The sequence below is a fragment of the Flavobacterium circumlabens genome, from assembly GCF_004345565.1.
Classification (GTDB): Bacteria; Bacteroidota; Bacteroidia; order Flavobacteriales; family Flavobacteriaceae; genus Flavobacterium; species Flavobacterium circumlabens.
The window spans coordinates 108,598-134,007 of sequence record NZ_SLWA01000008.1 but is presented as its reverse complement, the minus strand read 5'-3'; the positions used below and the strand labels follow the sequence as shown (position 1 = coordinate 134,007).

General features: G+C 34.8%; 22 protein-coding genes. 7 read left to right on the top strand and 15 right to left on the bottom strand.

Translation table 11 applies throughout. From position 1 onward, the window contains the following. Together EV142_RS18150 and EV142_RS18145 are read right to left on the bottom strand one after the other, a co-directional pair. Window positions 1-447: a GNAT family N-acetyltransferase gene (locus EV142_RS18150; protein WP_132037265.1), complete on the bottom strand. Its 447-nt coding sequence runs from the start codon at window positions 445-447 to the stop codon at window positions 1-3. Between the two features lie 8 nt (window positions 448-455). Next, on the bottom strand, window positions 456-1,802 hold the full coding sequence (locus EV142_RS18145; RefSeq protein WP_132037264.1) for a polymer-forming cytoskeletal protein: 1,347 nt from the start codon (window positions 1,800-1,802) through the stop codon (window positions 456-458). 249 nt (window positions 1,803-2,051) lie between these two features. Here EV142_RS18145 and EV142_RS18140 point away from each other — a divergent pair, with 249 nt between their 5' ends. Continuing rightward, entirely contained in the window at window positions 2,052-2,471 is a 420-nt protein-coding gene (locus tag EV142_RS18140; protein ID WP_132037263.1) for a helix-turn-helix domain-containing protein, read from the top strand. A gap of 93 nt (window positions 2,472-2,564) precedes the next feature. On the opposite strand, the gene EV142_RS18135 is transcribed toward EV142_RS18140, so the two are convergent. Next, window positions 2,565-3,506 (bottom strand): DUF4238 domain-containing protein, encoded by a 942-nt coding sequence (locus EV142_RS18135; RefSeq protein ID WP_132037262.1) that lies wholly within the window; start codon window positions 3,504-3,506, stop codon window positions 2,565-2,567. Between the two features lie 487 nt (window positions 3,507-3,993). Here EV142_RS18135 and EV142_RS18130 point away from each other — a divergent pair, with 487 nt between their 5' ends. From EV142_RS18130 to EV142_RS18120, 3 genes are all read left to right on the top strand, one after another. Then, window positions 3,994-5,286: an aminopeptidase P family protein gene (locus EV142_RS18130; protein ID WP_132037261.1), complete on the top strand. Its 1,293-nt coding sequence runs from the start codon at window positions 3,994-3,996 to the stop codon at window positions 5,284-5,286. Between the two features lie 8 nt (window positions 5,287-5,294). Further along, window positions 5,295-6,194, top strand: coding sequence for an alpha/beta fold hydrolase (locus EV142_RS18125; protein ID WP_132037260.1), 900 nt, complete (start codon window positions 5,295-5,297; stop codon window positions 6,192-6,194). 88 nt (window positions 6,195-6,282) lie between these two features. Beyond that, complete coding sequence (locus EV142_RS18120) at window positions 6,283-7,059, top strand: alpha/beta fold hydrolase (RefSeq protein WP_132037259.1); 777 nt, start codon at window positions 6,283-6,285, stop codon at window positions 7,057-7,059. 80 nt (window positions 7,060-7,139) lie between these two features. Here the strand turns inward: EV142_RS18120 and EV142_RS18115 are convergent, their stop codons facing one another. Beyond that, window positions 7,140-7,514 carry a hypothetical protein gene (locus tag EV142_RS18115; RefSeq protein WP_132037258.1) on the bottom strand — a complete coding sequence of 125 codons (375 nt, stop codon included), beginning with the start codon at window positions 7,512-7,514 and terminating at the stop codon, window positions 7,140-7,142. 17 nt (window positions 7,515-7,531) lie between these two features. Then, window positions 7,532-7,852 (bottom strand): roadblock/LC7 domain-containing protein, encoded by a 321-nt coding sequence (locus EV142_RS18110; protein WP_132037257.1) that lies wholly within the window; start codon window positions 7,850-7,852, stop codon window positions 7,532-7,534. 288 nt (window positions 7,853-8,140) lie between these two features. On the opposite strand from EV142_RS18110, the gene EV142_RS24080 reads away from it, so the two are divergent. Continuing rightward, complete coding sequence (locus EV142_RS24080) at window positions 8,141-8,284, top strand: hypothetical protein (RefSeq protein ID WP_158286340.1); 144 nt, start codon at window positions 8,141-8,143, stop codon at window positions 8,282-8,284. A gap of 404 nt (window positions 8,285-8,688) precedes the next feature. On the opposite strand, the gene EV142_RS18105 is transcribed toward EV142_RS24080, so the two are convergent. The 6 genes from EV142_RS18105 to EV142_RS18080 form a co-directional block, all read right to left on the bottom strand. Next, window positions 8,689-11,454 carry a PD-(D/E)XK nuclease family protein gene (locus tag EV142_RS18105; protein WP_132037256.1) on the bottom strand — a complete coding sequence of 922 codons (2,766 nt, stop codon included), beginning with the start codon at window positions 11,452-11,454 and terminating at the stop codon, window positions 8,689-8,691. 63 nt (window positions 11,455-11,517) lie between these two features. Then, window positions 11,518-12,984 carry an OmpA family protein gene (locus EV142_RS18100; RefSeq protein WP_132037255.1) on the bottom strand — a complete coding sequence of 489 codons (1,467 nt, stop codon included), beginning with the start codon at window positions 12,982-12,984 and terminating at the stop codon, window positions 11,518-11,520. 112 nt (window positions 12,985-13,096) lie between these two features. Beyond that, window positions 13,097-14,290, bottom strand: a complete 1,194-nt coding sequence (kbl, locus tag EV142_RS18095) for a glycine C-acetyltransferase (RefSeq protein WP_132037254.1) — start codon at window positions 14,288-14,290, stop codon at window positions 13,097-13,099. A gap of 70 nt (window positions 14,291-14,360) precedes the next feature. Further along, entirely contained in the window at window positions 14,361-17,519 is a 3,159-nt protein-coding gene (locus EV142_RS18090; RefSeq protein ID WP_132037253.1) for a UvrD-helicase domain-containing protein, read from the bottom strand. A gap of 152 nt (window positions 17,520-17,671) precedes the next feature. Then, on the bottom strand, window positions 17,672-18,271 hold the full coding sequence (locus EV142_RS18085; RefSeq protein WP_132037252.1) for a lipoprotein signal peptidase: 600 nt from the start codon (window positions 18,269-18,271) through the stop codon (window positions 17,672-17,674). A gap of 122 nt (window positions 18,272-18,393) precedes the next feature. Continuing rightward, window positions 18,394-18,609, bottom strand: coding sequence for a hypothetical protein (locus EV142_RS18080; protein ID WP_132037251.1), 216 nt, complete (start codon window positions 18,607-18,609; stop codon window positions 18,394-18,396). Window positions 18,610-18,786: 177 nt separating this feature from the next. Here EV142_RS18080 and EV142_RS18075 point away from each other — a divergent pair, with 177 nt between their 5' ends. Together EV142_RS18075 and EV142_RS18070 are read left to right on the top strand one after the other, a co-directional pair. Then, window positions 18,787-19,143 carry a roadblock/LC7 domain-containing protein gene (locus EV142_RS18075; RefSeq protein ID WP_132037250.1) on the top strand — a complete coding sequence of 119 codons (357 nt, stop codon included), beginning with the start codon at window positions 18,787-18,789 and terminating at the stop codon, window positions 19,141-19,143. 33 nt (window positions 19,144-19,176) lie between these two features. After that, complete coding sequence (locus tag EV142_RS18070) at window positions 19,177-19,557, top strand: hypothetical protein (RefSeq protein WP_132037249.1); 381 nt, start codon at window positions 19,177-19,179, stop codon at window positions 19,555-19,557. Between the two features lie 182 nt (window positions 19,558-19,739). Here EV142_RS18070 and EV142_RS18065 read toward each other — a convergent pair whose 3' ends face one another. The 4 genes from EV142_RS18065 to EV142_RS18050 form a co-directional block, all read right to left on the bottom strand. Further along, entirely contained in the window at window positions 19,740-20,120 is a 381-nt protein-coding gene (locus tag EV142_RS18065) for a TraR/DksA family transcriptional regulator (protein ID WP_035681592.1), read from the bottom strand. A gap of 7 nt (window positions 20,121-20,127) precedes the next feature. Next, window positions 20,128-23,529, bottom strand: a complete 3,402-nt coding sequence (ileS, locus tag EV142_RS18060) for an isoleucine--tRNA ligase (protein ID WP_132037248.1) — start codon at window positions 23,527-23,529, stop codon at window positions 20,128-20,130. 130 nt (window positions 23,530-23,659) lie between these two features. Further along, window positions 23,660-24,373: a DNA repair protein RecO gene (gene recO / locus EV142_RS18055; RefSeq protein ID WP_132037247.1), complete on the bottom strand. Its 714-nt coding sequence runs from the start codon at window positions 24,371-24,373 to the stop codon at window positions 23,660-23,662. After that, window positions 24,367-25,398: an acyltransferase family protein gene (locus tag EV142_RS18050; protein WP_158286339.1), complete on the bottom strand. Its 1,032-nt coding sequence runs from the start codon at window positions 25,396-25,398 to the stop codon at window positions 24,367-24,369. Before EV142_RS18050 ends, recO begins: the two co-directional genes overlap by 7 nt. Window positions 25,399-25,410: the final 12 nt, after the last annotated feature.

Sequence of the window (25,410 nt, the reverse complement as noted above, 5' to 3'; positions counted from 1 at the left end):
TTATTCTTTATAAATCGTAAACTTATTATGGCTTAAGGTAAAACCAAGATTTTCATAAATCAGGACATTTTCTACTCTTCTTCGGTTGGTGGTTACTTCTATGCTTTTCAAATTATTCTGCTCTGAAAAAAATTTTATTTCATTAATTAGTAAACGACCCACGCCCTGACCCCGGTACTTTTGATGCATAAAAAACTCCTGAATTTCACCAACCAAACCACAATGATGCAGAAGATTCTGCGTATGAAAACTAATAAAACCTGCACCTTCTTTTTCGTTTTCGTTTTCAGCGATCAAATAAACATTCTTAGGGTTAGCAATATTTTCATTGAATATCGCCGCAAAGACTTCAAAATCTAATTCTTCATTTTCAAGTTCACAAATTGACTTGTACACAAAATCTAAATCCTGCTTTTCGACTTTTCTAATTTTTATTTTTGATTGCATAATTCACTTTAAAAATATTCATTCAACCCAAGACGTTCAAATTTAACCTTATATTTTTGAACATATTTATTCCACTCCTCCTGACTTTTATAAACAGAAAAAGCATATTCGGCTGTTTCTTTACTGAAATGATTTCCAAAAATGTTATCCAAATATTCTATTCCCGAATCAATTACTCGTTTTAAAATCAATAATTTATCTTTTCCATTTTCTTTGCAAACCTTATCCAGCCATAACCCTTTGCCTATTTTCACATATTCTACCAATAAGATATCCGTAATAAATATAGCAGGAACGTCGGTAATATTAGGTTCATGTTTGCCATTTTTAAAAGTCGTTATGATTAATTCTTCAGAATAAAACTCAGTGGGAATGCATGAAATCAATGTTCCGCTTTGAGCTGCTTTCCAGCAAAGTTCTTCTGTTATAAACTGATCGGGAATTTCGCGAATTGCAAAACCATCTTTCTCCACTAACTTTCTACAGAGTTCAGGCGTAATAAAATCCTTGTTCACAAATGGCAGGGCATAATATGTAATATCTAACGCCAGATTACAAAGCTCTTCGGTTTTAAATTCTTTCGGAACCAATTTAAGATCTCTATAATTTCCTAAAACACGACCGCGCCAATATTCATAAGTTTTTGCCGGTGGATGGTTTTGTTTTAAAACTAACTCGCCTCTTGCCAAATCACGCTCTAATTCTTCAAAAGTCTCAATTAGCGGATTATCAAGTAATTTTCGAAGTTCGTTTGATATAATTTCGTCGCCAGTTTCATCATCATATTCACATTCATTTTTCGGATCAACATCATCACCATTATCATTATAATAAAACAAATCATTTTTTCTTTCTGAAAATACTGTATTATGATCATTAATAATAAAAACCGGCGCTTCCACACATCCGGAACATTTAAAATTACCATGATTGTAATAGGTCATCACCACTTCCTGCGCCCGCACATTGCCTTCTATTTCAACATACGAACCTCCCAACAACATACTTTGGCAGCTTACATTTCCTTTAATAAAAACATAAGGCCCGTAATCGCCTTCGGCATTTATGATGGTTCCGCTTACAGAGAGATTTCCATTAATTAAAATCCCGACGATTCTTATATCTTCCATTTCTTTTAGTGGAAGATTCAAGACCGTGGAAAGCCATTTTTTCTCTTTATCTTCATAAAGATCCAGGTAAAAATTACCTTCAAAACTCACATTTTCTGCTGCAACCAAAAAGAAATCCTCCTCTTCCCACTCTTCAAAATAATCGAAACCTTCGCGATCGATTAAAAAAGAATATTGATTTTTAACTTCTTTGATTGTAATTAATTTAAAAACTGAATTATGCATTTTTATTTTTTTATTGAATCGAACTGCTTTTTGCCACAGACACTAAAGTGGATTTCGTCTAATTGCGGGAACGAAATGGTTGTCTTCTATTATCATGATTATAAAAATCTACAATCAGAATTAAAAATAGTAAGAAAAATTGTATGTTTACAAAATTAAGAAACCAATTTACAAAATCCACCCCACAAACAAAGATCCGTTTTTAATCAAAACCAAAAAACATAAAAGAATTTTAAATATCTTTGAACTATGAGCACAGCACCAAAACCAAGACACATCGGGCGAAACATAAGCCGAATCAGAGAGCTTCGCGACATGAAGCAGGAAGCACTTGCTATTGCGATTGGCGTTAGCCAGCAAACTGTTTCAAGCATTGAAGGAAGTGAAAATGTTGATGATGAAAAACTAAAAGCAATCGCAGAGGCTTTAGGAGTAACATCTGACGTAATAAAAAACTTTTCTGAAGATGCTGTTTTTAATATTATTGGGAACACTTTCGACATTGACAACAACAATGGTTCTTCAGTTATTAGTTATGGCTGTACTTTTAATCCGTTTGATAAAATGTTTGAAGCTTTTGATAAGAATGAAAAACTTTACGAACGATTGGTTGAAGCTGAAAGAGAAAAAGTTGCTCTTTTGGAGAAGTTGTTGAGTGAGAAAAAATAAATTATACGAAAGATATATTTATAGAAAAAACCGAAGTTTTCAAATTGGAAACTTCGGTTTTTTTATATAAAAGTGATTGATTAAACTGAAAAATTATGACTTTTCTTTACTCATATATTCTTCTAGTTGGCTTTTAGTTTTTGCAAAAACATGATCATCAGCATAATGATATATATGATCATTTAGTTCTTTCACGTTTTTTTTGTCAATAAAAATATGCTCATATTTATTTTCTTGATTTTTTAAATGTATAAGAATAGCAATTCTAGCATTAATAGGATAATAAAATTCAAATTCTAGAGTCTTTCCATTCTTATCTTTATCATTAAATTTTAAGTTCATTAGTGGTTGATCAGAAGTTATAAAATTAAGATCTGTTTTATTTTCATAAAAAACATATCTCACATCTTTATTGTCTGCAAGTGAAACCGCAAGTGAATTTGCAAAAACTAAAGAAATTATATTTATAAATTTTGGGATTATTAATTCATTTTTTTCACACAATAACTCTAATTTTTTCTTCATTTTTTTTGTTCTTAAAAATTGAGAACATAAAAAAATGAAGAAAAAAAATAGATTATCCCCATCGTCAAACATCCTAATCTCTTCAAAACTTTTTATTTTAATTATTCTACTACCGTAGTTTTCAATTATTGTATGAAATTCTTCAAATAGATTTGACTTAATTAATTTTGTTATTTTATCAAGTTTTTCTTGTTGAGTTTCTGAATCAATTACAAATGCATTCTCTTTTTGAAACCTAAGAATTTTAGAGTAAATAATAAAGGATTCATATAATTCTAAATTAAGGTCAACCACAGCTTCATTGCTACAAGCTTTAACGATTTCTTTTAACTTTATTTCTTCTTCAAGAGTAAATTCTTCAAGGGCATAAAAATATTTTTCCATAGCAACTCCCATTAAATTAGAAGTAAATATTTTATTTTGCCTTTTTGAATATGTAAAAACATATTCACCTGAACTCCAAGAACGTAAATAATCCCGCCAAACATAATGATGTTTTTTTTTCTCCATTTATAAATTTTAAAAAGCATTTTTAAAAAGGCTCGTCTCAAAGATATTTATTATTTTCACAAAACTTCATTTCTCACAAAAACGAGTTTCGCGTGAGGCATAGAGGCGATATCCTTTTGTGAAGTGAAACTGAATAAAAAATATAGCCGAATCCCGATAGCTATCGCGAAAAGCCAGAGGGATACGCCCCAAAACTTATCAATCTTTGTAGAGCTACTTGCTGAGATTTACTTCGTCTGTTCGCTATCGCTCGAGTCTCCTTCGTCGAAATGACAAGATTGTGTAAAAGCTTTGTGTACTTGCGTAAACCCTAGTGTTCTTTAGGGCTAAAAAACATTATTAAGATCAAAAGAAAAAATCTGCTTAATCCGCCAAATCTGCGAGAGAAAAAATCCCAAACAAATAAGAAAACTTTAATAAATCAATTATACGCCACTTCTGTAAAAAAATGTAATTTTGAAATTCGAAGTTCAAAAACGAAATTATTATGAAATATCATCAAATAAACAGCGCTCTTTTTGTAAAAAACCGCAGAAAATTCACGGCAGAAATGAAACCTAACAGTGTTGCCGTTTTCAATTCCAATGACATTTACCCCGTTAGTGCCGACAGTACTTTGCCGTTTGCACAACACAGAGACATTTTTTATCTGAGCGGTGTCGATCAGGAAGAAAGTATTTTGCTTTTGTTTCCGGATGCGCCTTACGAGAACCAAAAAGAGATTCTTTTCCTGAAAGAAACCAACGATCATATTGCAGTTTGGGAAGGTGAAAAGCTAAGTAAAGAACGCGCTTTTCAGGTTTCAGGAATCAGAACGGTGTATTGGTTACAGGATTTTCATAAAATTTTGAACGAAATGATGACGTATGCCGACACGATGTACATCAACACCAACGAACATTACCGTGCTACCGTGGAAACAGAAACCCGTGAAGCCCGTTTCGTAAAATGGTGGAAAGAACGTTATCCGGCACACAACGTATCGAAAAGCAACCCAATCTTGCAACGCATACGTTCTGTAAAAGAAAGCGAAGAAATCGATTTGATTCAGCAGGCATGTGATATTACCGAGAAAGGTTTCCGAAGATTATTATCGTTTGTAAAACCAAATGTGACCGAATATGAAATCGAAGCTGAACTGATTCACGAATTCATTCGCAACCGTTCTAAAGGTTTTGCTTACACCCCAATTATTGCATCAGGAAACAGTGCAAACGTTTTGCATTATATCGAAAACAACCAGCAATGTAAAGCCGGTGATTTGATTTTACTGGATGTAGCGGCTGAATATGCTAACTATTCTAGCGATATGACCAGAACAATTCCGGTTTCAGGGAGATATTCCGAAAGACAAAAAGCAGTTTACAATGCGGTTCTAAAAGTAAAAAACGAAGCCACCAAAATGCTGACTCCGGGAACACTTTGGAAACAATACCATATTGAAGTAGGTAAAATCATGACTTCTGAATTACTGGGTCTGGGCTTAATTGACAAAGCCGATGTTCAGAACGAAAATCCGGAATGGCCAGCCTACAAAAAATATTTCATGCACGGAACTTCCCACCACATGGGACTGGACACGCACGATTACGGATTGCTGCACGAACCCATGAAAGCCAATATGGTTTTTACGGTTGAACCAGGAATCTACATTCCGGCAGAAGGTTTCGGAATCCGTTTGGAAGACAACGTTGTGGTGCAGGAAAAAGGAGAGCCATTTAACCTGATGCGCAATATTCCGATTGAAGCAGATGAAATCGAGAGTTTAATGAATTCATAAGCATTGCAATGAAAAAGCTTTTTCTAATTACCTGTCTGATCTTTCTTGGTAAGGCTTTCGCTCAAACGGAAGGCTATGCTAAGAACAGTGATTCCAGCCTGACGTACTATAAAACATTCGGAAAAGGTGAACCGCTTTTAATTATTAATGGCGGACCGGGAATGAACAGTAATGGTTTTGAAGACATGGCCAAAAAGCTGTCTGAAAATCAGGAAACCATTATTTACGACCAAAGGGGAACGGGAAAATCAAAATTGACAAATTTAAACGCTAAGACTATTTCGATGCAATTAATGGCTGGTGATATCGAGTCATTGAGAAAACATCTTAAAATCAAAAAATGGAACATTCTCGGGCATTCTTTTGGAGGAATGCTGGCTTCTTATTATGCGACCCTTTATCCGGAAAGTATCGACAAATTAATTTTATCGTCTTCCGGAGGTGTTGATCTGACTTTGCTGAAAAGCGCCAACCTTATAGAAGCGGGCCTGAATCAGTCTCAAAAAGATTCCCTGAATTACTGGAATACTAAAATCGAAAAAGGCGATACTTCATACACAGCAAGAATCGGAAGAGGAAGAGCTATGGCACCTGCCTATGTTTACGATCAGCAATATGCCCCAATAATCGCCGAAAGATTAACACAAGGCAATTCGACTATAAACGGGCTGTTATGGGGTGATATGCAGAAAATGAATTTTGACTGCAAAACGAAATTGAAACAATTCAGAAATCCGGTGCTGATCATTCAGGGAAAAGAAGATATTATCAGTAACGAAATTGGAGAACTGGCACATCAGACACTTCCCAATTCAAAACTGGTTTTCCTCGAACATTCCAAACATTATGGATGGCTGGATGCTCGGGAAAAGTTTTTCCTAGAAATAAATTCCTTTTTGAAATCATAAAAAACAAACGGCTTTCAGAAATGCGAGCCGTTTTAATTTTACTGCCGTTTTAAAATAATACCTTAATTTTATACTTAAATCAAACGTCTTGAAAACGCTATTATACAAAAACACCAAAATATCTTATACCGATTCCGGCCAAGGAACAGCAATTGTGTTGCTGCACGGTTTTCTGGAAAACAAAACAATGTGGCAGGAATATGTTGCTCTTTTTTCTGAAGAATACCGAGTTGTCACAATCGATTTATTAGGCCACGGAGAATCGGATTCTTTGGGCTATGTACATTCTATGGAAGATAATGCCCATGTTGTCCAGGAAGTTTTAGAACATTTAAAAATCGGAAAAGCAATTGTTGCAGGACATTCTATGGGAGGTTATGTTGCTTTGGCTCTGGCTGAATTATATCCGGCCAGCATTAAGAAATTAGTTTTATTAAATTCTACTGCCAAAGAAGACAGCGCCGAGAAAAAATTAAACAGAACCCGCGCCATTAAAGCGGTGAAACAAAATTATGTAGCCTTTGTAAGCCTCGCTATAGCGAATTTGTTTAGTGAAAACAACAGAACAAAATTAGCAGCAGAAATTGAGAAAGTTAAAATTCAGGCCTTAAAGACTCCATTACAGGGAATTGTAGCTTCTTTAGAAGGAATGAAAATCAGAAAAGACAGGGAGGCACTATTACGCGGAAATCTTTTTCCGGTTTTATTGGTTTTAGGCAGGAAAGATCCGGTTTTAAACTACGAAGAAAACATAACACAAATAGAAGATACAACTGCAGAACTTGTTTCTTTTGACGATGGACATATGAGTCAGATTGAAAACAAAGAAGAATTGAAAGTAATATTAGCTGATTTCTTTAAATAAATCACAACCTGCAAAAGCAAAAAAGGCTGTTCAAAAAATTTTGAAACAGCCTTTTTCTCATTATTGGGGGCAAAATTACATTATAATTTTGAGATAATATCCTTTTTGAATTTCGCCAAAGTTGCTCTTGTTAATCCAAGATTTGCTTTGGTAGCATCAACCGCAAGGTAAATAAAATATTTACCATCTTCAGAAACATCTATAATGTGTATCTGATCTGTTAGTGTAATTAAGATATCATTGATTTTTTGATCTAATCCTAAAGCTTTGATGGCATTCAATTTTGCTTTTACGACTTCTAAATTATAAGCGGATGCTAATTCAGGGTCAAAATTTGGATTTAAAGAAAGTGAACAATAAGACATTCCTGTTTCAACCTCAGTTACTGAAACGGCAATAAATCCATTAATATTCTCTTTTAAATCGTTTTGAAAATTCTGTAAAAAATCTGACATGTTTTAATTGTATTTAATTAATTGTTGAAAACGGTATCCATTCTGCGTAACAGAAGTCCCATTTTACTAATATCTTTAGAAAGCAGCGCAACACAATTATCGTCCGAATTCTTATTCGCTACCACGATACCGTCGTTATTCTTAATCATTACTTGTTTCAAATCTCCATTATTCACATCTTCCGTCATTTCCAAACACATCTTCAATATCATCCCTATCATTGCCGCTACATTCCCGTCATATTCAAGATTAACAGACTCCATCAAAATTCCATCTATATTAAAAACCAATCCGGATTCCGCTCCGGTTTCCTCCACCAGTGTATTTAAATCAATCATATTGCTGTTGTAAAAAAATTTAAGAATCTTCAAAGATATTTTCAATAAACAGAATTGTGCGCTAAACACTTGTTAAAAAAACAGCCCTTCTAATTACCTGAGTTACTTTTATTTATCCTTTAATTTTTAACTATTTTTAAAATAAATTCTGCAAAAAAAATTAACAGAAAAAAGAAATTTAACTATAATTACAACAATCTGTTCAATAAAATTCAAATGACGTGATTAACCTTTGGTGTAAGCGGGTTTACGGGAAGTTTTTCATAAATTTGCAAAAAAATTATCCAGATGAAAACGGTAGACGAATTACGCTTTGACCTAAATGTAAAACTGATGAAGTTTAGAAGATTTCGTTTTGAGAACGGAAGTATAAACAATACTATAACGGAGGAACAGAAAAAGAAAGGCTTCTTTAAAAAAATATTCAGCTAAAAACTACTTACAAAAAAAGCGGAAATTGTTCTCTAACAATTTCCGCTTTTTTACTTACAGCATGCAACTTACCATTTTTGCATAAAATTAACCGGGTTGAAATCATGATTACATTTTCACAATTTGAATTGATAATAATCAGGCCCTGAAATTTTGAATTTTCCGTGACCCGTTCATTGAACCAGTCAATCCTGGCAAGTGATAATGAGTCGCAAGTTTCTTCTGATGAAACAAATTTTGAATGATTAAAAAGAACTGTTTTAATTTCAAAGTGGCATAATTTACCATCGCACACCTCTTTTATTTTTTTGTTGAAAACGAATTGAATATGCTTTTCTTTACAAAAACTGTTTATCCTTTACTTTTCAACCGGTAATAAAATCGTCTTTTTACAGCTTAGTGATCTAATTTATTTTTTCCTCGAATGGAATAGCGGCATCAAAAATTTCCTTTAGCAGTAAAGCCACTTCTTCTAAATAACTGTTCAGAATTTCTTTTGTAACCGTAATATCCAATTCTTTCTCTTCTTTAAACCCAAACGGAAGAAATCCTGATTTTAAATTTTTGAAGGAAATAATGCCGGCTTCCATAGGAATAGCACCAGCTTCTTCCTCAAACATAAACGCATAAGCCAGAACCTGAATGATTTTATCGTTTTTAAGCTCCTGAGTCAATCCATTCCACGACTTCAGTACTACATTTGTTTTTTCTACTTTTCCGGTCTTATAATCGATAATTCTTACTTTCCCGTTTCGCATCTCGATTCTGTCCACATTTCCCTTAATTAAGACAGGAAATGGCAAATCAGGATGGTTGAAGTGACGCTCAAATGTTTTTTCCAAAGCAATGATTTTAATGGCGTCTCCGTTTACAATCGACTCCAGTTCCATTTTCAGGAAGTTAGAAACATTTCGTTTGGCTACTTCAAAAGCCAGAAGATTTCGTCCTTTTTTAATTTCCCCTTCTTTATACACCAGTTTAAATTGCCTTAATACTTCGTCATCCAACAGCTTAAAGCAATTTTTTATATCCGATTCAGAAATAAATTTGTCCACAAAAGGATCGTATAAGGCTTTTAAAGTTTCATGAATAATAGTTCCCAGCGTATTTAAGGCAATATTTTCTTCGACCTCTTCCACTTCGCGGATTCGAAGGATTTTCTGAAAATAAAATTCAATCGGATTCCGTATATAACTTGTTAAAGCTGACGGAGAAAAACCAGTTACGGCAATTTCTTTTAATCGCTCCATAACCGCTTCAGATTTTGGAATCACCATTGGCTGGTAAGCCGTTGTTGGCAAAACAGGATTATAGATATCAAAAGTAAGGTTATGTTTTACTTGCTTTTCGACTTCCAGCTGCGTAATAAAACGACTGCGCTCTCCGGCATCTAAACCATCATTTTCGGTATTATAAATCAGGTAAATATTTTTTGCCCTTTGCAGCAGATGATAAAAGTGATACGTATAAATAGCATCTTTTTCTTTAAAAGTCGGCAAATCTAATTCTCTTTTTACATCATACGGAATAAATGAATTTTGGGACTTCCCGGCAGGAAATTTCCCTTCGTTCATAGAAGTTACGATTATAGTATCAAAATCCAGAACACGACTTTCGAGGACTCCCATAATTTGCAGTCCTTTCAGAGGCTCACCTTCAAAAGAAACTTCAGCGACATCAATAACCTGTTTGTAAATTGCATACAGCGTATCAATATTGTCGATATGTTTATGTTTGGAATAATAATTTATCAGCTTATTGATTACTTTGAAAATGGCAAAGACAAAAGCTTTGGCAATTTTTTCCTCTTCATTGTCGTTGCTGAAATTTTCTTTTATGACTAGCAAAAGAGTTGAAATATTTTCGAGAACTGCCACCGATCCGTTCTCCCACTTTTGAAAAAGCAACTTAAAAAGATCCGATACATTCGAATTGAGTTCGAACAATCTGTTGTGGGTAATAAAAGTATAATTATTCTCTTTTATAATCTTAACCAGATTACCGGCACCTGCATAAGGTTCCACTAACGGATGCGTTAAAATATCCAGTACGTCTTTATAATAGAAAACATAGCTTTCGCCTTTTCTGGAGAGCGCATTGGTATGCATTTTAAATAATTTCGCAATCAATATTTGCGATGGATTATTTTTACTGGAATATCCCATAGTAATATTCAAAGCTCCAACCGAAGAAGGCAAAGCATATAAAACAGGCATTAGTAAATTCTCTTCACCCAAAACAATGGCTACTTTATCCAGGGAGGTTAAAGGGTTTTCAGCTACTATTTTTTCGATAATACTTCCGGCTAGTTTAGCCTGGCCAATCGTTTTTGGAGTTCCGATTACCTGAATGTTTTTTGATTGTGAAAAGTCATCAACAATCCACTCAAAAGGATTTGTTTTATAGTGTTTCCAGTTTTCTTTAAAGCGACGCACAAAAAGACCTGCATCATGATAAGGGTCATTAAGAAAAGTCTGATCCACATCCCAATAAATTTTAGCCTGATCTAAGGCCAAAAGATGCTGCACGATTTTTTCTTCAGCGGCATTCAAGGCATTGAAACCTGCAAAAACAAAGGTACGTCCTGAGATTGTATTCGAAAAATGATTTAAATTATGAACCGCTTCCCGATAAATCAAACCCTGATACCCTATTCCTTTATGAAGCAAATGATTGTATAAAGACTCATAATACAAAGGGAGAAGTTTCCAGAACTCAATATAATTTTCTAAAAGTTTTGTTTTATTTTCAACCTCTATTCCCCATTTTTTAATGTCTTCGATATCTTTCAGATAAGACAAAACGTGGGAAGGTTCTAATAAGTAGCGATCAATTTCATTAAAATCCTGTAGAAGCGTTTTTGCCCAATTGGCAAATAATTCGAATGATTGTTGGTTTTGTTTTTCTGTAACAGAGAGATATACTTCGTAAAATTCAAATAGAAGTTCAATTGAATCAACAGCACGAATGGACGCGACATCCTGTACAAAATCCTCTATACTAATTATATCAGGAGAAAGAATCGTGTGAGTCGTTTCTTTTTTTAAAGCTTCAATTAAAAAAACCTTTGCTCTTTTATTTGGCAGGATAATAGTTGTTTCAGCAAGTTTACCTGAATAATCCTGAATTATAACAGTTGCTATTTTTCCGAGAAAAGAAGTATTTATCATTTTATAAAAATAAAAAAAGCCATTCAATTAAGAATGGCTTTTAGAATTTATTTAGAAAGTAAATTACAATTTACCTTCGTATTTAGAACCGATGTGTTTGATTTCAGTTCTTCTGTTTTGTGCTTTACCTGCAGGAGTTTTGTTACTCGCTACTGGTTGAGACTCACCAAAACCTTTAGATACTAAGTTATCAACATTTACTCCTCTTTCGATCAAAGCGTTCATTACAGCAGCAGCTCTGTCTTCAGAAAGTTTTTGGTTCAATTTGTCAGAACCATCGCTATCTGTGTGACCTTCAATGCTGAATTTCGCGTTTGGATAGTTTTTAAGGATTTCTTTAATAGCATCTAATCTAGCTGGAGTTTCTTTGTCTCCTGATTTGAAAGTAGCTTTACCTGAGTTAAAGTAGATTGCTCTAGCTTGAACTTTAAGGTCTTCTAACGCCTCAGAAGTAACTTCTGGACATCCTCTGTTACTAGCAGGACCAGCAACTGTAGGACAATCATCATCTTTATCTAAAACACCATCTTTATCAGCGTCTAAGAAAGGACAACCACCATTTTCTTTTGGACCAGCAACTGTAGGACATTTGTCATCTTTATCAGCAATACCATCACCGTCAGCATCTGGACAACCTCTTAAAGCAGCTAAACCAGCAACATCTGGACAAGCATCATCTTTATCAGCAATTCCGTCTCCGTCAGTATCAGGACAACCGTTTAATGCAGCTAAACCAAAAACATCTGGACAAGCATCACTAGCGTCAACGATTCCGTCTCCGTCAGTATCAGGACATCCGTTGAATTGTTTTAAACCAGCAACATCTGGACAAGCATCGTCTTTGTCATAAATTCCGTCTCCGTCAGTATCTTTACCTCCGAATTTGAAAACTAAACCAGCAGTGTGTTGGAAGTGAGATGGAGCATCTGGAACACCAGCTGCATCTTCTCTGTCTCCAGAAACAGACCATTTGTATTTAGTAGCAAGCTCTAAACCGATAGCATCAGTAAACCAGAAAGTTATTCCAGCACCTGGGTTAACTGTTCCGTAGCTGCTGTCTCCGAAGAAAACATAACCACCACCAACAGATAACGAAGGATCGATTACTTTAGATTTGATTAATTCCTGGAAGCTGTACTTGATAGTAGCATCAATCCCGTAATACATCAAATCACCTGGATTTTCAACAATCATTCCTCTTGCATCATGCCCTGGAGCATTTGGAGCAAAACGAACATATTTGTCAATTTTATTCACAGACCCTTGTAAACCAACAGAAAATCCTGAACCTACATATCTAGACACTCCAATGTAAGATAAAGATGGAAGGATATTCCAGTTGTCTTTTACAGCGAATGGCTGAGAGAAATGCGCCGGAAAAAAGTCAACATGTTCTGGACTTGCACTAGTTCTAGTGTCAACGGCATTAACTCCAAAAGAGATAGCCCATGGATTGTTACTGTCTTGCGCGTGAGAAGCTAACCCCATCACCATCATTACAGCAACTAAAAGTTTGTTAAGATGTTTCATACTTAATTTTTTTAATTACAATTTAGTTAATTACAAGCAAAAGTAACACCAAATTTTTTAAATACAAAATGAAATGTTAAAAAAAACCTACAAAAATTCAATAAAATGGGAATTATATAACTTTTAACATTTTACCAACTGATACAAAAGCACTTATCGCCTTGTCCAAATGTTCTTTTGTATGCGCTGCTGACAGCTGTACGCGAATTCTTGCCTTCTCTTTCGGCACAACAGGAAAAAAGAAACCGATCACATAAATCCCTTCTTTCAAAAGTTCATTTGCCATTGTTTGTGATAATTTTGCATCGTACAACATAACCGGAACAATTGCAGAATCACCGTCTATAATATCAAATCCGGCATTTTTCATACCTTCTTTAAAGTAGTTCGTATTCCATTCTAATTTATCCCTTAAAGAAGTGTCTTTTTCCAATAATTCAAAAACCTTAATAGAAGCGCCAACAATTGCCGGTGCCAGCGAGTTCGAAAACAAATAAGGTCTTGATCTTTGACGCAACAATTCAATAATTTCTTTCTTTGCTGTTGTGTAACCACCCATAGCGCCACCTAATGCTTTACCAAGTGTACCTGTGATAATATCAACTCTCCCCATAACCCCTTTTGCTTCAAGTGTCCCTTTACCGGTTGCACCAATAAATCCGGCAGCATGACATTCATCGACCATCACCAAAGCATCGTATTTATCAGCCAGATCACAGATTTTATCTAGTGGAGCAACAACACCGTCCATAGAGAAAACACCATCGGTCACAATTAATTTAAAACGAACACCTGCTTCAGTAGCCTTAATTAACTGCTGTTCCAGATCCTCCATGTTACTATTCTCATAACGATAACGGGCTGCTTTACACAAACGCACACCATCAATAATAGAAGCATGATTTAAACTATCAGAAATGATAGCGTCATTTTCGCCCAGCAATGGCTCAAAAACACCTCCATTAGCATCAAAAGCGGCTGCATATAAAATAGTATCCTCTGTACCATAAAAGTCCGCAATCTTTTTTTCTAATGTTTTATGAATATCCTGTGTACCACAAATAAAACGAACAGACGACATTCCAAAACCATGTGTATCCATAGCGTCTTTAGCAGCCTGAACTACTTCGGGATGCGATGAAAGTCCTAAATAATTATTGGCACAGAAATTTAAAACTTTCTCTCCGGTTGAAATCGTAATTTCAGCATCTTGTGCCGACGTTATAATACGTTCTTTTTTAAAAATTCCGTTTTCTTCAATAGTTTGCAACTCACTTTGCAAATGATCTTTAATTTTACCGTACATTTTTATTTATTTAATATGTTAAAAATTAACAACTTACAGAAGTCAACCTCTTAACATCTGATTAATTTCATCACAAATTTACCACATCGACATCTGTTCCTATATACACTAAAGCTCTTTTTAACACTTTGTACCCTAAATCTTCAATAGCATCCTGATATTCCTGAATTTGTTTCGTGTATTTTGCATTACTGACACCCGTTTTATAATCCAGCAGATACGCTTCTTTATTTTTGGTCAGAACAATGCGATCCGGTTTTAAGATTTTGCCTTCTTTCTGAACAATGGTTTGCTCATTCAGAATTTTATCATTTCCATTAAAACACATACTTAATTCCGGATGATTTACAATTTCATGAAGTGTTGCCAAAACCTTTTCTGTCTGATCAAAAGTAATCAGTCCATTTTCAAGTGCTTTTGTAACAGCCAAATCCACATCCGTTTTATCTTTCACGAGGGCTAAGATTTCATGAATTACATTTCCGTACGAAATCGCTTCCTGTTGATGAGTACCCCACATTAAAGCTTCCCGCTGTGCAATTTTTATATTTTTCGGATTTAAAACTTCCGCAACCATTGGAATTACTTTAACTAAATCTGTCTTTTTTGTCGGCGGAGAGAGCTTCCTTTTGTTTCCAAAATCATATTCTGTCTTTTCCGGATCATAAATTCCTTTATGTATCAAATATTTAATAAAGAAAGAAGCCATATTATTCGGAAATTCTCCGTCTTTTCGCTCTTTCAAAGATTGTGAAATAACATACAATTGTTCTTCAGCACGCGTTAGCGCTACATATAGAACATTAATATTATCGAGCAGTTCTTCTTGTTTTTTCAAATTAAAAACTGCCGATGCACTTTCACCGAAACCCTCAACTGCACTACTATTATCAATTAGAGCTTTCGGAACACCCAAATCAGCTTCTTCCGTATCCAGCCAGAGTTTATCTTTTGGTTTCCTGTTGTAATCTTCTTCAGCGAAGGGCATAATAACTACAGGAAACTCGAGCCCTTTCGATTTATGAATGGTCATAATGCGAACTGCATTATTTCCTTCCGGAGACGGGATGCTGAATTTCTCTGCGTTTTTATCCCAATAACCGAGAAAATCCGCAATACCTGCCTGATTTCTGATGTCACGCTCCAAAACGATATCCAGAAAAAACTGCACATAAGCATTTCCTTCTGACGGAAGAATGAATTTTGCAATGATTATTTCAACAGCTTCATACAAAGACTTCTTTCTGATATCTTCAAAAGAAAGCGATACATCAAACGTTAAAAGCCAATTCTCGAAATCACTTTCGAACCTTTGGGCCATTCCGTTTGCGATAAAATCATGAATCGGAATTTCAGTTTCTAAAGTTGTTCCTAAAAAATGCAAAAAATTAGCTTTCGACTCCAAATCGGCACTGTTATTCAGATATTTCAGCAAATGAACAATCAACCGAACTTCTGTAGCATTCTGAATCATAAGCGTTTCTGAAGAAAGAAGCGGGATATTTTGTTCGGTTAAATAATTGGCAATATCGATTCCCTGACCTCTTTTACGGGTCAAAATTACAATATCCTTATACTCAAAACCTTCCCGAACTACTTTTAGAATCGTATTTAAAGTCGCCAGAACATACAAATCTGATTTCTCTGCCACCTCTTCTTCATCTGCGAAATCATTTTTTTCTATTATGGGAAGAAAAGAAATATTGACATACCCGCCTTTTTTAGAATTTGGATTCTGAAAGCTATGATTTTCATATAAATCCTTATAATCTTCATTTGAAAATTCTGTAGAAATCAGCTTAAAAAAAGCATTATTAAAATCAATTACTTCGCTATAGCTTCTGTAATTTGTATTTAAATGCTCCAGTTTTTTATCCGGATTAGCAAAAGGATTTGCTTCTTTACTTAATTCAATAAATTGCTCGGCCTTTCCTCCTCTCCAGCGATAAATGGATTGTTTGGGATCACCAACAATCATAAGAGTTCCTTTATTTCCAAAATCATCCTGACCCGAAAGCGCATTATCAATTAGAGGAATCAGGTTTTGCCATTGCATTTCTGACGTATCCTGAAATTCATCAATAAAAAAGTGACGGTAACGTTCTCCCAAGCGCTCATAAATAAAGGGCGCCGGCTGATTTTGAATTTCACGATGAATAATGGCATTGAATTCTGAAATCGATAAGATATTTTGTTCCGATTGAATTTTTGCCAGTTCATTACTAACCGTATTGAGTAGAGAAAGCGGTGTTATATTTTTCAGAAAGGCTTTATAAAAATCCCTTTTTTCAAAGTTTTTATAAATTTTAGCCAGGGTAAGAAGCAATTCGGGAATAAGATTTTCAATTAAAGCCCTGTCGCTTGCGGTTTTATTGATTGCAATATCCTCAAATTCATGAAACGTTTTATTTCTTGGATTGAATTTTCCATCACGAATACTTTCGAGATGATTCGGAAAAGTTCCCCTTGAAAATGATTTTAAATCGATACCGTTTTTATCGATTAGCTCCAGAGTCTGTATAGCAAATCCGGTATTTTCTTTTTCTAAATCGGCACACAAAACCGACATTTTCTTTTTTATCGCCACAAATTCCTCAATGGATTTATCCTGAAAATGAGAAATTTCATTCCTATTATTTTCATTCAGAACCAATCTTCCGGTTTCAAGAATCTCACGCGAAACATCCCAACTTTTATCGTCGTCGGTTTTTTCCATCGTAAAATCAATCAGTAATTTGGTCAGCGTTTCGTCCTGTCCCGCCTGAGCAATAATAGCATCAACGGCTTCTACCAATAAATTCTCGGTATCCAGCGTAACTTCAAAGGTCATGGGTAAATTCAGGTCATGTGCAAAAGCACGAATTACCTTATGTGTGAATTTATCAATGGTAGAAATATCAAAAGCAGCATAATTATGAATAAGATGCTTAATTATACTTTGAGATTTTGTCTTGATTTTTATTATCGAAAGACCTGTTTCACGGGACAAATCTTCCATTAAATCCATAGCTTTTGCAGAAGGTTCGTCTTTTGTAAATTCAGAAAGACTTCCCACAATACGGCTTTTCATTTCATGAACCGCTTTATTGGTAAACGTTATTGCCAGAATATTGCGGTAGGCATCATTTTTGGGTGATGAAAGAATAATTTTAAGATATTCCTTAACCAAAGTGTAGGTCTTTCCCGAACCCGCAGATGCATCATAGATAGAAAAAGACGGACTTTGCATAGGTTTGATTTTTGTATCGTAAAAATAGCACAATAAATATTAATCCCAAAAATGTAAAATTTTCAATAAAAAAAAATCCAAATTCCAATTAACATGCTATAACATGCAGCTATTGAAATTTGGAATTTTTTTATTGGTGTTTTTTCTAATTTTTAGGTATGTTTCGGGAATGCTCTTTTATTAAACACCAACAGGATACCAACACCTGTAGAAATCGCCATATCGGCAACATTGAAAATAGCATTAAAAAACATAAAATGTTTACCTCCAAAGAAAGGCAGCCAGCTTGGCAAATTACCATCCCAGATTGGAAAATAAAACATATCTACTACCAAACCATGAAACCACGTTCCGTATGGAGTTGGTGAAAAGAGTGTCGCAAGATTATGGGTACTGTCGTCAAAAATTACTCCGTAAAAAACAGAATCCAGTATATTTCCGGCAGCTCCGGCAAAAATTAAGGCAATGGAAACGATCAAATAAGTAGAATGACGTTTTTTAATCGCATCAGCCAGCCAATATCCGATTCCGAATACAGCAAAAATTCTAAAAACGGTCAGAATTAATTTTCCATATTCGCCGGGAATTTTTGTTCCCCAGGCCATTCCTTCATTTTCTATAAAATGAATTCTGAACCAATCCGCAATAACCACTTCTTCACCTAAGACAAAGTTTGTTTTTACATAGATTTTAGAAAGCTGATCGATAAGTAAAACTAAAAATATGAGGAAGTACGATTTTCGTAATGACATTTTATAAAATTTTGATGGGCAAAAGTAATAATTTAATCAAAAAGAACGCCCCTTAAGGAGCGTTAATTGTTTTATAATAAAATAAACAGGTCTAAAATAACTTTTGACCCGCTTCGTAAAAGCTATTTCTTAACACTTGAATTTGTTGGTGTTTTAGGGGCATCGGTAAAAAATTCGGAAATAGATTTAAACAAACCTTTTCCCTCTTTTCCTGCAGCGTTTTTTTTAGCGGCATCCTTTGCGATCTGGGACTTTAATTTAATTCGCATTTTCTCGAATTCTTTCATTCTATTTTCAACATCCGAGTTCACATCTTTAAATTTCAACACTTTATTCATAATGTAAGTTTTTTATAGTAAAAAAAATAAAATTATTTTGATTCGGCAATACAATAATACATAAAATAATTTATATTTGTTAGAAAAATTAACAGTTGTTTAGTCATAATACATCCCGATACTTTAAAAATTTTATCAATATCAATATATTTTAACAACTCCTTAAATCCTTCCAAAATGAATGAAATCACGACCATCCTGAACGATTTTCTGGTTAACACTAAATCTACATCAGCGCTAATTTTAAACGGAAAAGGAAAACTAATCACATCATTACACTTAGATTACGGAGACAGTGTAGCGGCAATGAGCGCTGCGATTTTATCTATGAGTGAAAAATTTTTAGCTGATCTGGATAAAGGTTCCCTGAAACAGTTGTTTTTAAAAACAGCAGACGGAGTTGTAATTGGAAATAAGATCAGTGGCTCAAACTTTGTAGTGGCTTTTTCAAAAGACGGGAGCAACCTCGGATTATTGATGCGTACAACAGAGGAACTTTCGACAGAATTAAGCAAAAATTCCCTATTGAAATAACATAAATCTATTAACCACAAATACCACAAAACCATGAGTAACGACTTTTTAAACGTGTTTTTAAATGAAATGAAAACAAATGTAAACGGTTTTATTGCTATTGCCGTAACCGAAATTGAATCAGGATTAAGCTTTGGTAATTTAAGTTTAGACCCTTCTTTTGATCCTGAATTGGCAGCTGCTTACAATCTTGAAGTTGTAAAAGCAAAATTAAACGCCGTGAAAGCTTTGAATTTAAATCAGGATATTGAAGATATCTTAATTACGCTTTCTACACAAATTCACATTATTGACATTTCACCCAACAAAAAATTTATGATTTACCTGGCTGCAGACTCCAGCAAAGCCAATTTAGGAATGACAAGAGCCATCCTGAAAAAACATAAATTAGAACTCGAAAAGAATTTAGCTTAATGCAATTCACCATTGCTTAATTAGAACTGTTTATAATCGGGACAGTTCTAATTAATGCAATATTTTTCAATCCTGTTAACTGCCGCATCTTCTTTCAAAGCAGAGCACGGATTAAGGAATCACTTCACATTTTTATATATAAAAAAACGCCCCAAAAGGAGCGTTTCATAATTTAGTATATCTTATCGTTGCAGATTTTTTGCTTCGATACTCATTGTAGCGTGAGGTACAATTTTCAGTCTTTCTTTACCGATTAATTTACCTGTTACTTTGCAGATACCATATGTTTTATTTTCTACACGGAATAATGCGTTTTTCAAATCACGAATAAACTTTTCCTGTCTGATAGCCAACTGTGAGTTTGCTTCTTTTGACATTGTTTCGCTTCCTTCTTCAAAGGCTTTGAAAGTTGGAGAGGTATCATCTGTTCCGTTATTCAAATCATTCATGTAAGCACTTTTTATTAAATCCAGATCGGCTTGTGCTTTTTGTATTTTATTTTGGATTATTTCTTTGAACTCCGCCAAATCAGCGTCAGAGTATCTTGTAATTTCATCTACCATTTTTATATTATTTTGAAATTAATATCATTGTTTTAATATCATCAAACTCAATTTCTATGCCGCTTTCCAAAGCATCTGTAAAAACCAAATTATCTGTTAATGTCTCAGACTTAATATAGTCTTCATTTTTTAAAATAGCTTCCTCTAAAAGGCCGGTTCTTTTAATTTGCACTTTAATCTTATCAGTAACCTCAAATCCTGAATCTTTACGGATGTTCTGAATTCTGTTTACTACTTCCCTTGCGATACCTTCTTTTTTCAAATCTTCGGTGATTGTTATATCAAGCGCAACTGTGATTCCGTTTGAATTTGCAACGAGCCATCCTTCGATATCCTGAGACGTTATTTCGACATCTTCTAATGATAAAGTTACATTATTTCCAGCAATAACAATATCTAACGTCCCCTGCTTGTCCAACTGATTGATCTGATCGGAAGAAAAACTTTGTATTTGCTTAGAAATCAAGCCCATATCTTTTCCAAAGCGTGGCCCTAAAGTCTTAAAATTAGGTTTAATCTGTTTTACCAAAACACCTGAAGCATCGTCTAAAAGCATGATTTCTTTCACGTTTACTTCCGCTTTTATAAGCTCGGAAATAGCTTCGATTTCAGCACGTTGATTATCGTCAAGTACCGGAATCATTACCTTTTGTAAAGGCTGACGCACCTTGATCATTTCCTTTTTACGGAGTGATAAAACCAATGATGAGATGGTTTGCGCCTTCTGCATTTTGCTTTCTAACGTTTTATTAACAAAGTTTTCGACAAATTTTGGGAACTCTGCCAAGTGAACACTGGCAAAACCCTCAGTCCCTGTTGAAACTGTTAAATCCCGGTACAATTTATCCATGAAAAAAGGAGCGACCGGAGCACTCAATTTGCTTATTGTTAGTAAACAAGTATAAAGTGTTTGGTAAGCTGCAATTTTATCAGGAGCGTATTCGCCTTTCCAGAAACGACGACGGCATAAACGAACGTACCAGTTACTCAGGTTCTCCTGAACAAAGTCAGAAATTGCTCTTGTAGCTTTTGTTGGTTCATAATCTGCATAACATTCGTCAACAAATTTTATCAGCGTGTGCAATTCAGACATAATCCACTGATCGATTTCGGGTCTTTCGTTTAACGGAATTTCCGCTTCAGCATATTTAAATCCGTCGATATTGGCATACAGCGAAAAGAATGAATAGGTGTTGTATAATGTTCCGAAGAATTTACGGCGAACCTCAGCAATTCCATCTAAATCAAATTTCAGGTTATCCCATGGATTTGCATTCATAATCATGTACCAGCGAGTGGCATCAGGACCATATTCTTCGATGGTTTTAAAAGGGTCTATCGTATTCCCTTTACTTTTAGACATTTTTATTCCGTCTTTATCTAAAACCAGACCATTCGAAACTACATTTTTATAGGCAACTTTATCAAAAACTAAAGTGGCTATTGCATGTAAAGTATAAAACCATCCACGAGTCTGATCGACACCTTCTGCAATGAAATTCGCAGGGAAATCTTTATTCTCATCGATTTTGTCTTTGTTTTCGAAAGGATAATGCCATTGTGCATAAGGCATCGCTCCGGAATCAAACCAAACGTCAATTAAATCGCTTTCGCGTTTCATTGGTTGTCCGGAAGCAGAAACTAAAATTATCTGATCGACAACATTTTTGTGTAAATCAATTAAATCATAATTTGCTTCAGACATGTTTCCGATTTCAAAACCTTTGAATGGGTTTTCTTTTTGAAAACCGGCTTCGACAGATTTTTCGATCGCGTTGTATAATTCTTCAACAGAGCCAATAAGAACTTCTTCTTTTTTGTCTTCGGTTCTCCAAATTGGCAACGGAATACCCCAATATCTAGAACGAGATAAGTTCCAGTCGTTGGCATTTTTCAGCCAGTTTCCAAAACGTCCTTCACCAGTAGACTTAGGTTTCCAATTGATAGTTTCGTTCAGGTCGAACATTCTATCTTTTACATCGGTTACTTTAATGAACCAAGAGTCTAGGGGATAATATAATAACGGCTCATCAGTTCTCCAGCTGTGTGGATAACTATGTACGTATTTTTCAACCTTAAAGGCTTTATTTTCTTCTTTTAATCGAATAGCAATTTCAACATCAACAGAACGCTCTGGCGCTTGTCCTTCGTCATAATATTCGTTTTTCACATATTTACCGGCAAGATCACCTAAGTGTGAAGTGAATTTCCCTTGTAAATCAACCAAAGGAACTGCTGTTCCGGTTTCATCTAAAACCAACATTGGCGGAATTTCCGGTTTTGCTTCTTTTGCTACTTTAGCATCATCTGCACCAAAAGTTGGAGCGGTATGTACAATTCCGGTTCCGTCTTCGGTAGTTACGAAATCTCCGGCAATTACTCTAAAGGCGTTTTCCGCATTTTGGTAAGGCAATACGTATTGCAATAATTGCTCGTAACGGATTTCAACTAAGTCAGCACCTTTCGCTTCCGCTAAAATTTTATACGGAAGTTGCTTGTCGCCATTTTTCACTTTGTCGAAATCAGCATCGTCTTCACTGGCAAAAAATCCTTTCCCGAACTGTTTTCCAACTAAATTTTTAGCCAGAATAACATTTACAGGTTCAAAAGTATATTGATTAAAAGTTTTTACTAAAACGTAGTCAATTTTTGGCCCAACGGTCAAGGCGGTATTCGAAGGCAATGTCCACGGAGTTGTCGTCCAGGCTAAGATGTGAATATCTCCAAAACCTTTTAAAAAGTTTGGCAATGTTTCCGGCAATGTTTTAAACTGCGCTACAATCGTTGTATCTGTAACATCACGGTAAGCTCCGGGCTGATTTACTTCGTGAGAAGACAATCCTGTTCCTGCTTTCGGAGAATACGGCTGAATTGTGTATCCTTTGTACAACAAACCTTTATCGTAGATTTGTTTCAAAAGCCACCAGACAGACTCCATATATTTGGGTTTGTAAGTCACATACGGATCTTCCATATCTACCCAATATCCCATTTTTTCGGTCAGATCATTCCATACGTCGGTATAACGCATTACGGTTTTTTTACACGCTTCGTTATATTCTTCGATAGAAATGGTTTTCCCAATATCTTCTTTTGTGATTCCAAGTTCTTTCTCAGTACCTAATTCTACAGGCAATCCGTGCGTATCCCAACCGGCTTTTCTTTTTACCTGAAAACCTTTTTGAGTTTTATATCTGCAAAAAATATCTTTAATCGCACGTGCCATCACGTGGTGAATTCCCGGTAAACCGTTAGCTGAAGGCGGACCTTCAAAAAATACGTAAGGCTCAGCACCTTCGCGAGTGGTTACACTCTTTTCAAATATATTTTCTTTCTTCCAAAAATCAAGTACTTCTGACGCTACTGTTGGCAAGTCAAGTCCTTTGTATTCAGTAAATTTTGTGCTCATTTTATCCTTTTCTTAATCGAGGTGCGAAAGTAAGGAATTTTGAGGTAAATAGATAAAAGATGACAGAAAAAAGAGTGCTGCCCTTGAATTTCAGGTAGATTCCGCAAAAAACAGCCCCAATTTGCAAAATTTAAGAGAAAACTTCTTTTAAAACCTCTAAAGATTTTGGTTTTTTGAATCCATCCAAATGAAAACTGTAGTAGTCGATCAGAATTTTAAGGAGTATTTGTCTTTCAATAACATGAAAAACTTTTTGATCGTTGTCAAATTTTAAATCAATTAACTTTTTAAACAAGTTACTTTCATGTTCCGTCAGCGAACCCATACCATGGAAAAGGGTAAAAACCCCATCGTACATTTCAAAAAAAGGCAAATCCATTTCTGAAACATCCGGATAAAAACCCAAATATTTGGTTGTTTCCAGAAGAAGGATTAAATGGAAGTTAGAAATCTCATCGTGATGATCCAGCCAGGTCAAAGCAGTCTCTAAAAACACAAAAAGAGGCTCGTTTTTTTCTTCTTCCTGAATCGAATAATGAAGCATTTCAGACAGAAACATCACCATCGTACTTTTTACAATATCGGTATGGATACTTTGGAAGGGAACGGCTGTTTTTATTTCCTTGAAATTCTCTAAAGTACCTTTGTTTTTATGTACAGCCTCGATTTCGAGAATGGACAAAGGCTGAAAATAAGCAATTTTCTGACTGGCTTTCCGGCTCGAAAAAGCATCACGCACAAAATAAGATTTCAGGCCGTTTGAAAGCGTAAAACATTTTACGATCAGGCTTTTTTCCTGAAATTTTAAGGATGAGATTACGATTGCTTTTGTTTTGACTAACATACAGTCGGAATGTGCTTTTGATTGTTCTTTTTATATCTATCCAAAAATCTTCGTTCTATAAAAAACCACGAAAGGACAGCAAAGAACAAAGTAATCAAAATTACGGCAACTGCCATTAAATAAGCATTGTATTTTTCGAATAAGTCATATTGCCTGAAAATCTGAATGACAGGAAAATGGTAGATATAAAGTCCATAGGTAAAATCGCCATACTTTCCGAAATTATTCAAAAAAGGAAGATTGTAGGCGGTAATAATGACAATACAGCCAAATGCTGCAGGATACAGCCAATCTGTTTGCAGGCTTAAAATGTAATAACCCATTAAGAGTAAAACTGAAAATGTCAAAATTATTTTTTTGTATTTCATAATGAAATCAAAATTCAAAAAGAGAAAAATTCCCGTTACGAAATAAGACAAATAACCCGGTAATTGCTTTGCTAATAATGGCTTATCCAGATAATCCATAGTAAACCAATATAGTAACGACAAAATATAAAGACTTGCGAGTACTAAAAAAGTCCTTCTGGTTTTTTTGATTACGTAAAAAATCAGAGGCAAAACAATATAAAAACCTTCTTCTACTTTTAAGGTCCATAAAGCTCCATTTACAGCGCAATGAAGATTATTCACAAAAAGTCCCGGCAGGCAAGGCTGCATGAAATTTAGAAAAACCAAATTCCATCCCAGATATTTATAGGTATTGATATCTGAAAAATAGTCCGAAAAATTATGGCTGCTAAAGAACGCAAAAATCAGAACTGAAAAAAGAATAACTACAATATAAGCCGGTAAAATTCTTTTGGCCCGTTTAACGAAGTATTCTTTTAATGAAGGTGTATTCACATAACTTTTGGCAACCAGAAAACCACTTATTACAAAGAAACCTTTTATCGCAATTATTGCATTAGAGAAATAAGACAAAAAAGCCAGATTACTATTTTGAGAAAGTTCGCAGAGGTGTGCCAATAGAATATTTGCTGCAAAGAAAAACCGTAAAAAGTCAAAACAATTTTTATTATTCATAGTGCTGACAGA